Annotated in this window: 9 protein-coding genes, 2 tRNA genes, 2 rRNA genes and 1 pseudogene; 10 read left to right on the forward strand and 4 right to left on the reverse strand. The window is 54.5% G+C overall.

Annotated elements, in window-relative coordinates; translation table 11 throughout:
* Positions 1–104 precede the first annotated feature (104 nt).
* The 4 genes from GUC32_RS04030 to dkgB all read left to right on the forward strand — a co-directional run bounded on the left by GUC32_RS04030 (position 105) and on the right by dkgB (position 4,414).
* Positions 105–3,012: ribosomal RNA gene (locus tag GUC32_RS04030) — 23S ribosomal RNA — on the forward strand.
* Positions 3,013–3,111: 99 nt separating this feature from the next.
* Positions 3,112–3,227: ribosomal RNA gene (gene rrf, locus GUC32_RS04035) — 5S ribosomal RNA — on the forward strand.
* Between the two features lie 94 nt (positions 3,228–3,321).
* Positions 3,322–3,398: transfer RNA gene (locus GUC32_RS04040), tRNA-Asp, on the forward strand.
* A gap of 212 nt (positions 3,399–3,610) precedes the next feature.
* Entirely contained in the window at positions 3,611–4,414 is an 804-nt protein-coding gene (gene dkgB / locus GUC32_RS04045; RefSeq protein WP_043135486.1) for a 2,5-didehydrogluconate reductase DkgB, read from the forward strand.
* 47 nt (positions 4,415–4,461) lie between these two features.
* Here the strand turns inward: dkgB and yafC are convergent, their stop codons facing one another.
* Positions 4,462–5,349: a DNA-binding transcriptional regulator YafC gene (yafC, locus tag GUC32_RS04050; protein ID WP_025301648.1), complete on the reverse strand. Its 888-nt coding sequence runs from the start codon at positions 5,347–5,349 to the stop codon at positions 4,462–4,464.
* A gap of 105 nt (positions 5,350–5,454) precedes the next feature.
* On the opposite strand from yafC, the gene GUC32_RS04055 reads away from it, so the two are divergent.
* From GUC32_RS04055 to GUC32_RS04065, 3 genes and pseudogenes are all read left to right on the forward strand, one after another.
* Positions 5,455–6,630 carry an MFS transporter gene (locus GUC32_RS04055; RefSeq protein WP_025301649.1) on the forward strand — a complete coding sequence of 392 codons (1,176 nt, stop codon included), beginning with the start codon at positions 5,455–5,457 and terminating at the stop codon, positions 6,628–6,630.
* A gap of 241 nt (positions 6,631–6,871) precedes the next feature.
* Complete coding sequence (locus GUC32_RS04060) at positions 6,872–7,666, forward strand: endonuclease/exonuclease/phosphatase family protein (protein WP_025160092.1); 795 nt, start codon at positions 6,872–6,874, stop codon at positions 7,664–7,666.
* 102 nt (positions 7,667–7,768) lie between these two features.
* Positions 7,769–9,014 (forward strand): annotated as a pseudogene (locus GUC32_RS04065) (IS3 family transposase).
* A 10-nt stretch (positions 9,015–9,024) separates the two neighbouring features.
* Here the strand turns inward: GUC32_RS04065 and mltD are convergent.
* Together mltD and gloB are read right to left on the reverse strand one after the other, a co-directional pair.
* Positions 9,025–10,407: a murein transglycosylase D gene (mltD, locus tag GUC32_RS04070; protein WP_099817540.1), complete on the reverse strand. Its 1,383-nt coding sequence runs from the start codon at positions 10,405–10,407 to the stop codon at positions 9,025–9,027.
* Positions 10,408–10,478: 71 nt separating this feature from the next.
* Positions 10,479–11,234, reverse strand: a complete 756-nt coding sequence (gloB, locus tag GUC32_RS04075; protein WP_369435572.1) for a hydroxyacylglutathione hydrolase — start codon at positions 11,232–11,234, stop codon at positions 10,479–10,481.
* A 44-nt stretch (positions 11,235–11,278) separates the two neighbouring features.
* On the opposite strand from gloB, the gene GUC32_RS04080 reads away from it, so the two are divergent.
* Positions 11,279–11,998, forward strand: a complete 720-nt coding sequence (locus GUC32_RS04080) for a class I SAM-dependent methyltransferase (protein ID WP_025301652.1) — start codon at positions 11,279–11,281, stop codon at positions 11,996–11,998.
* Here the strand turns inward: GUC32_RS04080 and rnhA are convergent.
* Positions 11,995–12,462, reverse strand: coding sequence for a ribonuclease HI (rnhA, locus tag GUC32_RS04085; RefSeq protein ID WP_033649910.1), 468 nt, complete (start codon positions 12,460–12,462; stop codon positions 11,995–11,997). The two genes, GUC32_RS04080 and rnhA, sit on opposite strands and share 4 nt — an antisense overlap.
* A 72-nt stretch (positions 12,463–12,534) precedes the next feature.
* Here rnhA and dnaQ point away from each other — a divergent pair, with 72 nt between their 5' ends.
* Entirely contained in the window at positions 12,535–13,278 is a 744-nt protein-coding gene (gene dnaQ, locus GUC32_RS04090) for a DNA polymerase III subunit epsilon (protein ID WP_025301654.1), read from the forward strand.
* Positions 13,279–13,422: 144 nt separating this feature from the next.
* Positions 13,423–13,499, forward strand: a tRNA-Asp gene (locus tag GUC32_RS04095).
* Positions 13,500–13,600 lie beyond the last annotated feature (101 nt).

Below are 13,600 nucleotides of genomic sequence, written 5' to 3' on the forward strand. Positions count from 1 at the left end.
GCTGAAATTTATCCCTCCGTAGATGTACTGGGATAAAGAGTAACCTGTCATAGAGTCTCTCAAATGTTTGCAGCACGAACGATGGAAACATCTTCGGGTTGTGAGGTTAAGTGACTAAGCGTACACGGTGGATGCCTAGGCAGTCAGAGGCGATGAAGGGCGTGCTAATCTGCGAAAAGCGTCGGTAAGGTGATATGAACCGTTATAACCGGCGATACCCGAATGGGGAAACCCAGTGTGTTTCGACACACTATCATGTCATGAATACATAGTGGCATGAGGCGAACCGGGGGAACTGAAACATCTAAGTACCCCGAGGAAAAGAAATCAACCGAGATTCCCCCAGTAGCGGCGAGCGAACGGGGAGGAGCCCAGAACCTGAATCGGCTTGTGTGTTAGTGGAAGCGTCTGGAAAGTCGCGCAGCAAAGGGTGATAGCCCCGTACACTAAAATGCACAGGTCGTGAGTTCGATGAGTAGGGCGGGACACGTGACATCCTGTCTGAATATGGGGGGACCATCCTCCAAGGCTAAATACTCCTGACTGACCGATAGTGAACCAGTACCGTGAGGGAAAGGCGAAAAGAACCCCGGCGAGGGGAGTGAAATAGAACCTGAAACCGTGTACGTACAAGCAGTGGGAGCACCTTCGTGGTGTGACTGCGTACCTTTTGTATAATGGGTCAGCGACTTATATTTTGTAGCAAGGTTAACCGTATAGGGGAGCCGTAGGGAAACCGAGTCTTAACTGGGCGAATAGTTGCAAGGTATAGACCCGAAACCCGGTGATCTAGCCATGGGCAGGTTGAAGGTTGGGTAACACTAACTGGAGGACCGAACCGACTAATGTTGAAAAATTAGCGGATGACTTGTGGCTGGGGGTGAAAGGCCAATCAAACCGGGAGATAGCTGGTTCTCCCCGAAAGCTATTTAGGTAGCGCCTCGTGAACTCATCTTCGGGGGTAGAGCACTGTTTCGGCTAGGGGGCCATCCCGGCTTACCAAACCGATGCAAACTCCGAATACCGAAGAATGTTATCACGGGAGACACACGGCGGGTGCTAACGTCCGTCGTGAAGAGGGAAACAACCCAGACCGCCAGCTAAGGTCCCAAAGTCATGGTTAAGTGGGAAACGATGTGGGAAGGCATAGACAGCCAGGATGTTGGCTTAGAAGCAGCCATCATTTAAAGAAAGCGTAATAGCTCACTGGTCGAGTCGGCCTGCGCGGAAGATGTAACGGGGCTAAACCATGCACCGAAGCTGCGGCAGCGACGCTTAGGCGTTGTTGGGTAGGGGAGCGTTCTGTAAGCCGTTGAAGGTGGCCTGTGAGGGTTGCTGGAGGTATCAGAAGTGCGAATGCTGACATAAGTAACGATAAAGCGGGTGAAAAGCCCGCTCGCCGGAAGACCAAGGGTTCCTGTCCAACGTTAATCGGGGCAGGGTGAGTCGACCCCTAAGGCGAGGCTGAAAAGCGTAGTCGATGGGAAACAGGTTAATATTCCTGTACTTGGTGTTACTGCGAAGGGGGGACGGAGAAGGCTAGGCTAGCCGGGCGACGGTTGTCCCGGTTTAAGCGTGTAGGGGGTGTGACCTGGTAAATCCGGTTGCATACTAACCCTGAGGCGTGATGACGATGCACTACGGTGCAGAAGTAGTTGATGCCCTGCTTCCAGGAAAATCCTCTAAGCATCAGGTAACATTAAATCGTACCCCAAACCGACACAGGTGGTCAGGTAGAGAATACCAAGGCGCTTGAGAGAACTCGGGTGAAGGAACTAGGCAAAATGGTGCCGTAACTTCGGGAGAAGGCACGCTGGCATGTAGGTGAAGTCCCTCGCGGATGGAGCTGAAGCCAGTCGAAGATACCAGCTGGCTGCAACTGTTTAATAAAAACACAGCACTGTGCAAACACGAAAGTGGACGTATACGGTGTGACGCCTGCCCGGTGCTGGAAGGTTAATTGATGGGGTCAGCCGCAAGGCGAAGCTCTTGATCGAAGCCCCAGTAAACGGCGGCCGTAACTATAACGGTCCTAAGGTAGCGAAATTCCTTGTCGGGTAAGTTCCGACCTGCACGAATGGCGTAATGATGGCCAGGCTGTCTCCACCCGAGACTCAGTGAAATTGAACTCGCTGTGAAGATGCAGTGTACCCGCGGCAAGACGGAAAGACCCCGTGAACCTTTACTATAGCTTGACACTGAACATTGAGCCTTGATGTGTAGGATAGGTGGGAGGCTTTGAAGCGTGGACGCCAGTCTGCGTGGAGCCATCCTTGAAATACCACCCTTTAATGTTTGATGTTCTAACTCGGCCCCATAATCTGGGGTGAGGACAGTGTCTGGTGGGTAGTTTGACTGGGGCGGTCTCCTCCCAAAGAGTAACGGAGGAGCACGAAGGTTAGCTAATCACGGTCGGACATCGTGAGGTTAGTGCAAAGGCATAAGCTAGCTTGACTGCGAGAGTGACGGCTCGAGCAGGTACGAAAGTAGGTCTTAGTGATCCGGTGGTTCTGAATGGAAGGGCCATCGCTCAACGGATAAAAGGTACTCCGGGGATAACAGGCTGATACCGCCCAAGAGTTCATATCGACGGCGGTGTTTGGCACCTCGATGTCGGCTCATCACATCCTGGGGCTGAAGTAGGTCCCAAGGGTATGGCTGTTCGCCATTTAAAGTGGTACGCGAGCTGGGTTTAGAACGTCGTGAGACAGTTCGGTCCCTATCTGCCGTGGGCGTTGGAAGATTGAGAGGGGTTGCTCCTAGTACGAGAGGACCGGAGTGAACGCACCACTGGTGTTCGGGTTGTCATGCCAATGGCATTGCCCGGTAGCTAAGTGCGGAAAAGATAAGCGCTGAAAGCATCTAAGCGCGAAACTTGCCTCAAGATGAGTCTTCCCTGGGCCTTTAAGGCCCCTGAAGGAACGTTTAAGACTAAGACGTTGATAGGCTGGGTGTGTAAGTGCAGCGATGCATTGAGCTAACCAGTACTAATGATCCGTGAGGCTTAACCTTACAACACCGAAGGTGTTTTTAGAGAGATTTTCAGCGAAGTTCCGAGATTGGTTCTGATGGCTTCACGGAAGTGAGACGGTTGGAATGAAACAGAATTTGCCTGGCGGCAATAGCGCGGTGGTCCCACCTGACCCCATGCCGAACTCAGAAGTGAAACGCCGTAGCGCCGATGGTAGTGTGGGGTCTCCCCATGCGAGAGTAGGACACTGCCAGGCATCAAATAAACGTTATCAGTGTGACGACTGGTAATGCGCAAATCGCAAAGCGCGAATTTGCCGGCATCGAGAGATGCAACGTAAAAGAATCGGTGGAGCGGTAGTTCAGTTGGTTAGAATACCTGCCTGTCACGCAGGGGGTCGCGGGTTCGAGCCCCGTCCGTTCCGCCACTTAATTGATAAGCCCTGAGTCTCTGACTCAGGGCTTTTTCATATCTATATTTTGCGATTTTCAGGCCGGAATTGTCCTTCCTTACCGCCTTACTCCCCATATTGTTGCCTTTAGATCAAAAGTCTTATGCCGAACCAGGCGTTTTTGATCAATAAAAAAGTTGCCATAATCTTCCTCATACCACATCTACCCATTAATGAGAGAAAACATTATGAGCATCCCTGCATTTGGTTTAGGTACTTTCCGCCTTCAGGATCAGGTTGTTATCGATTCTGTCAGCACCGCACTCGAGCTGGGCTATCGCACTATTGATACTGCACAGATCTATGAAAACGAAGCGGCTGTTGGCCAGGCTATCGCTGCCAGCGGCGTGAAACGTGAAGACCTGTTCATCACCACCAAGATTTGGATCGCGAACCTGGCGAAAGGCGCGCTGATCCCAAGCCTGCAAGAAAGCCTGAAAAAACTGCAAACGTCCTACGTTGATCTGACGCTGATCCACTGGCCGTCACCCAACGACGAAGTGCCGGTTGCCGAATTTATGGCTGAGCTGCTGGAAGCGAAAAAGCTGGGGCTGACCCGCCAAATCGGCGTATCTAACTTCACCATCGACTTGATGCAGCAAGCGATTGACGCGATTGGCGCCGATGAAATCGCCACCAACCAAATCGAGCTGTCACCGTTCTTGCAGAACCGCAAGGTGGTAGAATTTGCGCAGCAGCACGACATCGCCATCACCTCTTACATGACGTTGGCCTACGGCAAAGCGCTGCAGGACGAAACGATCAAAAGCATTGCTGCTCGTCACAATGCGACCCCAGCACAGGTTGTCCTGGCTTGGGCATTGAAGCTGGGTTATGCGGTTATTCCTTCTTCGACCAAGCGTGAAAACCTGGCGAGCAACCTGTTGGCGCAGCAACTGACGCTGACCGACGAAGATATGGCGCAGATTGCCGCACTGGAGTGCAACGGCCGTCTGGTTAGCCCAGAAGGTCTGGCGCCAAACTGGGATTAATCATTCCTCGCAGTAGTCAGCATAAGGCGTCCATCGGGGCGCCTTTTTTATCGTTTCAGGTATTCACTCACAAAATCAATAAAACTGCGGAGACGGTTGCTGACGGCGCTGTCGCTGTAATAAACCGCGTTGATCGGCATGGCGACCGGCAGTGTCGCTTCCACCAGAATCGGGACCAAATCTCCACGTTTGATATCTTCGTCGCTCATAAAGTCCGACAGGCAGGCGATACCGTTGCCATGCAGACAGAGATGGCGCTGGGTTTCTCCGCTATTGGTCGTCAAGCCTGGGGTGATTTCCAACTGGCTGCCATCTGAGCAAGCCAGTGGCCAGCGGTTCAAGCTGGGAAGGTCGTTGAAGCCGATGCAGCAGTGATGTTCAAGATCTTCTACCGTTAGCGGCGTGCCGTGTTGAGCCAGATAGGCGGGAGAGGCGAGCACATGCCGGTAGCTGGTCATCAGTTTGCGCGCTTTCAGTGTGGAATCGGTCAGTTCGCCTACGCGGATTGCGATATCCACTTTTCGCTCGATCAAGTTGATAAAGTTTTCCGAAGACACCAACGATAACGACATTTCAGGATAACGTTCGCGGAACTCCGCCACTAAAGGCGTCAGCATGTGCAGCACCACCGGCGTTGCCGCGTCGACGCGCAGCAGACCTTGCGGACGCTGGCGGCTTTCCATCAGCGCATTTTCCGCCGCGGCCATGTCGTTCAGTACCTTCTGCACCTGGCGAAAGTAATTCTCTCCTTCCTGAGTCAGGCTGATTTGGCGCGTGGTGCGGTTGAGCAACGTCACGCCCAGTTTGCTTTCCAGTTTTTTTACCGTTCGGCTGACTACGGAGTTCGCTTGTTCCAGGCGTTCGGCCGCCCGGCTGAAACTGCCACTTTCCACTACGGTGACAAAAGTGATCAGCTCGTCTGAGTTTGCTTTCATTTTTGCTCCGATAGCAAAGTTAATTTGAAATTTTGAGCATTTTTATCATTTAAGCATAGGCAGATAATAGCCGTCATCAACTTGAATGCTATTTCGGAGTAAAAAATGCCACTCGCATTACTTGCCTTAACCATCAGCGCTTTTGCTATCGGCACGACCGAGTTCGTGATTGTTGGGTTGATCCCGACTATCGCGGAGCAGATTGGGGTGACCGTACCGTCCGCTGGATTGCTGGTGACTATCTATGCCCTCGGCGTGGCCATTGGCGCGCCGGTGCTGACGGCCCTGACCAGCCGTATACCGCGCAAGCTGCTGCTGGTTGGCCTGATGGTGCTGTTCACTCTCGGTAACCTGCTGGCCTGGCAATCACCCAGCTATGAATCGCTGGTGATTGCCCGGTTGTTGACCGGCCTGGCGCACGGCGTGTTCTTCTCTATCGGCTCCACTATCGCGACGAGCCTGGTGGCGAAAGAGAAGGCGGCTTCCGCCATCGCCATCATGTTTGGCGGCCTGACGGTGGCGCTGGTGACCGGCGTACCGTTAGGGACGTTCATCGGCCAGCAGTTTGGCTGGCGTGAAACCTTCCTGGCCGTTTCTCTGATTGGCGCGGTCGCTACGGTGGCCAGCATTATTCTGGTGCCGAACAATATCAAGAATCAGGGCAGCGCCGGCGTGCGGGAACAGATGAAAGTACTGACCCATCCTCGTCTGCTGCTGATTTACGCAATTACCGCATTGGGATACGGCGGGGTCTTCACGACCTTTACCTTCCTTGCGCCAATGATGCAGGAACTGGCGGGCTTCTCTGCTCCGACCGTGAGCTGGATACTGTTGGCTTATGGTGTCGCGGTGGCGGTGGGTAACATCTGGGGGGGCAAGCTGGCCGATCGCCATGGGGCGGTGCGTGCGTTGAGCTTTATCTTTGCCGCGCTGGCTGTTTTGTTACTGGTGTTTCAGTTTACCGCCAGCCACAGTATTGCCGCTTTGCTGACGGTGATTGCGATGGGCGTGTTCGCTTTCGGTAACGTGCCGGGGCTGCAGGTCTATGTGGTGCAGAAAGCCGCGCAATACACGCCAAATGCGGTGGATGTGGCGTCCGGTCTCAATATCGCGGCGTTCAACATCGGTATTGCGCTCGGTTCGGTGATTGGCGGTCAGACCGTCGCCTCACTGGGGCTGGCGCAGACCCCCTGGATTGGCGCGCTGATCGTGGTAGTTGCACTGTTGCTGGTTAGCCTCAGCGGCCGCCTGGATAAAAAGTCTCAGCTGCAAACAGCTTGATACACAAAATCATTGTTGTCTGGCCCGCATTTTGCGGGCCTTTTCGCATTTTTCACCTATTACTCCCTGTCTTTACACAGCTATACCGTCAGAAGATTGAAATCGCTGCAGGTGGCCCCTATAACTGAAAAGGTGATGCCCGCAAAAGCCATGCCCTCTATGCGGGGTAGGCGTATAATCAATTCATCGTTGGCGAGTCTTCATCGCCAGTTTTCATGTTAATGGGTAATAGGCGAATCGCGTGCCGAAACGAACTTATGCAATGAGGTATGTTGCAGGTCAGCCAGTTGAGCGAATCTTTCCTGGCGCCGTTAACCAGCCGTTGCCGCCAGGGGCGGCGCTGCCGACGACCGGCGCTCTGCGCGTTATGGTATGGAATATTTTCAAACAGCAGCGAGCCGACTGGCTTTCGGTGCTGAAAAACCATGGCAAAGACGCGCAGCTGGTGTTGTTGCAAGAGGCGCAAACCACGCCGGAACTGGTGAGCTACGCTACCGCCAACTATCTGGCGGCCGATCAGGTTCCGGCCTTTGTGCTGCCGCAGCATCCTTCCGGCGTGATGACGCTGGCGGCCGCTCATCCGGTTTACTGCTGCCCGCTGCGCGAGCGAGAGCCGCTGCTGCGGCTGTCCAAGTCGGCCCTGATCACCGTTTATCCGCTGTACAATGGCGAACTGTTGATGGTGGTGAACATTCATGCGGTGAACTTTAGCCTGGGCGTCGACGTCTACAGCAAGCAGTTGGGGCCGATAGGCGAACAGATCGCCAGTCACCGGGGGCCGGTGATTATGGCGGGGGATTTCAACGCGTGGAGCCGCAAGCGCATCAATGCGCTGTATGACTTCGCCGGCGAAATGGCGCTGCGCGAAGTGAGCTTCACCGACGATCACCGCCGCAAGGCTTTTGGCCGTCCGTTGGACTTCGTGTTTTACCGCAATCTTGGGGTCGTAGAGGCGTCGGTGCTGGTGACCAGCGCGTCGGATCACAATCCGTTGTTGGTGGAGTTTCATCCGGAGAAAGACTCGCCGGTATGGTGAATCGCAGGTAATAAAAAAGCACCCCGAAGGGTGCTTTTTTTGTGCCGATGACCCGTCCTGAATAGCGTTGACACATTTTACTCACGCACAGAGGAAAATGTGATGAACCAGTATATTAAACGCACACAACGCGATTACTCTCTATCCTTTAAACTGGCTGTCGTCGAACAGGTCGAAAAAGGCGAGATGACATACCGCCAGGCGCAAGATCGCTACGGTATCCAGGGCAGCCAGACTGTCATGAACTGGCTGCGCAAATACGGTCAACTTGACTGGCGAACTTCTCCTTCCACCAGAACGTGCGGAGACAACATGCCCAAACTCCCCCTGACGCCCGAACAGCGTATTAAAGAACTTGAGCAGCAACTGGCTGAATCTGAAGTCAAAGCCCAGTTCTTCGAAGCTGTCGTCAAAGTGATGAACACCGACTTTGGCGCCACGCTGACAAAAAAGCAGCTAACCGCCTTATCGCGCAAACACAAGTACCGGGACTCACAGTAACGCGGGCCTGCCGATGGATGGGCATCAGCCGACAAGCGTGGTATCAGTCCCTGCAGCGTGAAGCAGGCAAAGAGGAGCAGGCCCGGCATCTCGTCGAACAGGTGACGGCCATCCGCTTGCACCAACCCCGACTGGGGACACGTAAGCTGCATCACCTGTTGCGGCAACACCCTGAACCGGCGTTGCATGTGGGCCGTGACCGGCTGTTCAGTATCCTGCGCTGCGCGCGGTTACTGGTGATGCCTAAACGGGCATATCACAAGACGACGCACAGCCATCATCGTTTTTATCGCCATCCCAACCTGCTAAAAGCGGGAGACAATCAAGTAATAGCCAGCCGTCCGGAACAGGTATGGGTGGCGGATATCACCTACCTGCCGCTGAGAACGGGGACGGCGTATGTCAGCCTGGTAACGGATGCCTGGTCGAGAAAAATCGTGGGATATCACGTGCATGACAGTCTGCATACCCGGCATGTCGCCTGCGCGTTCAAAATGGCACTGGCCGGCAGACGCACGGCGTTGCCGTTGGTGCATCATTCGGACAGGGGTATCCAGTACTGCTCGCAGGAATATCAGGCGTTACATCAGCAGTATGGCGTCATCTGCTCGATGACGGACGGGTATGACTGTTATCAGAACGCGCTGGCGGAACGGATAAACGGGATACTCAAAACGGAATACCTGCTCGGCAGGCCAGAAGATATCGCGCAGGCAAGAAAGATGGTCAGGGAATCGGTGAACCTCTACAACACGCGGCGGCCGCACTTGTCGCTGAAATACAAAACGCCCGATGAGGTTCATCGGGCGTTATCCGGCTGAAAAGTGTCAACCTATATCAGGACTAGTCACGAACATTTAAGTATCCGGCGTCATCTTGTTGCCGACAAACAGGGTCAGCTTCAGACCTGGCTGCAGGTTGCCTTTGGCGAGCGTTGAATTCCAACGCATCACGTCGTTAATATCGACGCCGTGACGACGTGCGATACTGGCGAGCGAATCACCTTTACGAACCTGGTAGGTGATACTGCTGTTACTGCCAGTATTGCTGGCCACTTGCAGGGTTTGCCCAACTTTTATGGCGCTCTTGGCGCGTAAGTTGTTCCAACTCTGCAAATCGCTGGTCTTAACGTTCAGCCGCTTGGCAATGCCCGATAAAGTGTCGCCTGAGCGCACTTTATACGAACTGCCACCGGTCAAACCGCTGTTCTTCGCCAACTGCGTCGTTGGCTGAGTCACGGCGATCTGGCCATCGGCCAGCGAGTCTTTCAGCTGATCGGCATGCCCTTTGGGAACCATGATGTAATGGGGCCCGTTGGGTGCCGTAACGCCTTTTTTGTAGCCTGGGTTATACGCTTTCATCTTGGTGACTGAAAGCCCTGCCATCTCAGCCGCCTGAGTTAGCTGGATCTGCTGCCCGACATCGATACGAGCCAGCGCACGGGTTTCATCCGTTTTCGGGAGTTTCACGCCGTATTTCTTGCTGTTCTTGATGATGTCGCTCAGTGCCAGCATTTTCGGGACATAGATTGACGTTTCACGCGGAAGCGACAATGCCCAGAAATTGGTTGGCTTACCCTGGCGTTTGTTTGCCTTCACCGCTTGCATCACGCGGCCTTCACCACTGTTATAGGCGGCTACGGTCAGTAACCAGTCGCCGTTAAACATGCGGTTCAAGCGCTGCATCATGTTAAGCGCAGCGGTTGTCGAGGCGACGACATCGCGTCGACCGTCATACCACTGATTGTTTTTCAAACCATAATTGCGACCCGTTTGCGGCACGATTTGCCATAGCCCTGCGGCGTTGGCACTTGACGTGGCGTGTGGGTCAAAAGCGCTCTCCACTATGGGTAGCAGTACCAGTTCCATCGGCATATTACGTTTCTTAATCTGCCCGACTATCCAGTACATGTACGGCTCTGCCCGTAATGTTACATCGTGGAGATAGCTCTTACTTTTTAAGTACTTTCTTTTCTGATCACGGATCCGGGAATTTTCCGGAACCTCCATCTTCAGCTCGTCGCTAATGAAGTTCCACAGGTCCTGTTGCGCGGCGGGACTGTTGTTATCCAACCACCGCGCCGAGCTCGCTCGGCCATTTGCTGTGTACTCTCCTGCTTCACCATCTTGACCAGCCGAAGACAAACTCTGTGCATGCTGTTCTGGCGCCGGTGCGTCCTGCCTGGACGACTGGCAACCCACTAGCAAGACTGAGGCGAGAAATATCGCTTTAGCCTTCATGTGTGTGTCAATGTAGTTGCTTAAAAGACGAGCAATAATACTTTGCTTCGCCAAATAACACAACTAAAAGCTTAGAAGTTATCTTTCCGCAGGCGTAATTCGGAAAAAACTGAATGAAGGCTTTTCGGTGGTGAATTAAAGCCTAATTTCTTTTGTAAATCAGCGTCATGGCAACGTAAAAACAGGTTAATTTTGCGCTCTAATTGCAACGTGGTCGGCACACTGGCTTGGCCTTTTGCCCTTAACGCTTCAACATGTTGTTGATATGTTTCAATCTCTCGATCTTCCGGCAAAATAGCCCGCGCAAACTTAAGATTAGAAAGAGTATATTCATGCGCGCAGCAAATTAAGGTGTTATCGGGAAGTTGCGCGAGTTGTTGAAATGAGTCGTACATTTGTTTGGCGGTGCCTTCAAACAGCCTGCCGCAGCCGGCGGAGAAAATGGTGTCGCCGCAGAACAGATAAGGGGCACTATAGAATGCCACATGGCCCAACGTATGGCCGGGAACGGCGATAGTCCTGTATTGGCGGCCATCGATGTCAAAGGTGTCGCCGTCGCGGACGATGTGGTTGGCGCCTTTGTCCGCGGTTTCTTGCGGCCCATAGACGGCCAGCCCGGGATACTTCGCTACGATTTGCGCCACGCCGCCGACGTGATCGTGATGATGGTGGGTCAGCAGGATCGCCGCCGGCGCCAGCTGCAGGCGCTGCAACGCTTCGAGTACGGGCTGCGCTTCACCCGGATCGACGATAATGCAGCGCCCCTGTCGGTCATCCAATAACCAAATGTAATTGTCCTGGAAGGCGGGAATGCTGATAAGATTCATGGTGTACCTCTCGTTGGCAACGGCTTGAAAGAAGATAATAAATCATGAAACCAGCCCATACTCTACAAAAGCTCACCGGCCCGCAGTCCTGGGCTGAGCTGCCGTGGGGGGAGTACTATCGTGAAGCGCTCGAGCGGCAGTTGCAACCCTGGTGGCCCAAGCTGTTCGGTTTCCATCTGCTGAAGATGGGCATGCTCAGCGCCGAGCTGGCCACGGACAAATGTGCGATTTCCCATCAGGTCAACGTAGGGCTGGAGGGGGACGGGCTGCAGGTGATCGCCGATGCCTATCAACTGCCGTTCGCCGCCAAGTCGGTGGATGCCTGCCTGTTGGCGCATACGCTGTCCTATGCGGACGATCCGCACCGCATGCTGCGTGAGGTGGACAGGATATTGATCGACGACGGCTGGTTGGTTATCAGCAGCTTCAATCCGTTCAGCCTGCTGGGATTGGGCAAGCTGGTGCCCGGGTTGCGTCATCGCCAGCCCTATGTCAGCCGCATGTTTACCCAGATGCGGCTGTTGGATTGGCTCAGCCTGCTGAATTATGAGGTGCTGCATCAGTCGCGTTTTCACGTGCTGCCGTGGCACCGCAAGGGCGGCAAGTTTTTATGTACCCATTTGCCAGCGCTGGGCTGCATGAGCGTGATTGTGGCGCGCAAACGCACCTTGCCGCTAACGCCTACGCCGATGAAACTGGGGGCGAGAAAGCCGTCTCTTAGCCGCGCGGTGGGCGCGACCAAGAGCTATCGCAAGCTGCCTTAGGCTTCCGGTTGGTAACCGACGTCTTCCTGCGTCGGCTTACCGGCCGCTTCGCGCGCCAGCACGTCACAACGTTCGTTCTCCGGATGGCCGGCGTGGCCTTTGACCCATTCCCATTTCACCTCGTGGCGCTGAATGGCCAGATCCAACCGCTGCCACAGATCGACATTCTTGACCGGCTTTTTGTCGGCGGTTTTCCAGCCGCGCTTCTTCCAGTTATGGATCCAACTGGTGATGCCCTGGCGCACATACTGGCTGTCGGTACTGAGCGTCACGGCGCAGGGCACGGTCAGCGCTTCCAGCGCCACGATCGCCGCCATCATTTCCATGCGGTTATTGGTGGTCAGACGAAAACCCTCGCTGAAGGTTTTTTCCGTTTGCTTATAGCGTAATATCGCGCCGTAGCCACCGGGGCCGGGGTTGCCAAGGCAGGAGCCGTCGGTGAAAATTTCTACCTGTTTGAGCATCTCTGGTAGACTCTTCCTATCAGTTTTATAAAAGCCAAGTCTGACATAAACGAGCGCTGTGAGCACTGCAATATGATCTCTACAACCACCAGACAGATTGTCCTCGATACCGAAACCACCGGTATGAACAAGCTTGGGGTGCACTACGAAGGGCACCGTATCATTGAAATCGGTGCGGTGGAGGTGATTAACCGCCGCCTGACTGGGCGCAACTTCCACGTTTACATCAAGCCGGATCGGCTGGTGGATCCGGAAGCGTACGGCGTACACGGCATCAGCGACGACTTCCTGGCCGACAAGCCGACCTTCGATCAGGTTGCCGACGAATTCCTCGACTTTATCCGCGGCGGCGAGCTGGTGATCCATAACGCGGCGTTCGATATCGGCTTTATGGATCACGAATTCCGCATGTTGCAGCAGGGCATCCCGAAGACCGAGACCTTCTGCACCATCACCGACAGCCTGCTGATGGCGCGCCGCCTGTTCCCGGGCAAGCGCAACAACCTCGATGCCTTGTGCAGCCGTTATGAGATAGACAACAGCAAGCGTACGCTGCACGGCGCATTGCTCGATGCCGAGATCCTGGCGGAAGTCTATCTGGCGATGACCGGCGGTCAGACCTCGATAGCGTTCCAAATGGAAGGCGATACCCAGCAAAACGACGCCACGCAAGAAATTCAGCGCATCGTCCGCCCGGCGACGGCGATGAAAGTGGTCTACGCCAGCGACGAAGAAGTGAAGGCGCACGAGGCGCGTCTGGATCTGGTGGCGAAAAAGGGCGGCAGCTGCCTGTGGCGCGGTGCGCCGGCCGAGTAACGGCATTTTTGCACGAAAAAAACGCACCGGATGAACCTTCGTTGAAAAACTGTGCAAACGGTTCATTTGGTGAGAAAAAGGCGTTGACGGAACCGAGAGGCGTCCGTAATATGCGCCTCGTTCCCCCGCAAGAGGGAATGGCGCGGAGCGGTAGTTCAGTTGGTTAGAATACCTGCCTGTCACGCAGGGGGTCGCGGGTTCGAGCCCCGTCCGTTCCGCCACTATTCAGAAGCCCTGAGTTAGCGATAACTCAGGGCTTCGTCGTTTCTGCTCTCGGCAAAACGGTACGGCCCAATGAACGGGGCCGGCAGACCGGCCCCTT

Source organism: Serratia sp. NGAS9, assembly GCF_009905295.1.
In the GTDB taxonomy this organism is placed as follows: domain Bacteria; phylum Pseudomonadota; class Gammaproteobacteria; order Enterobacterales; family Enterobacteriaceae; genus Serratia; species Serratia bockelmannii.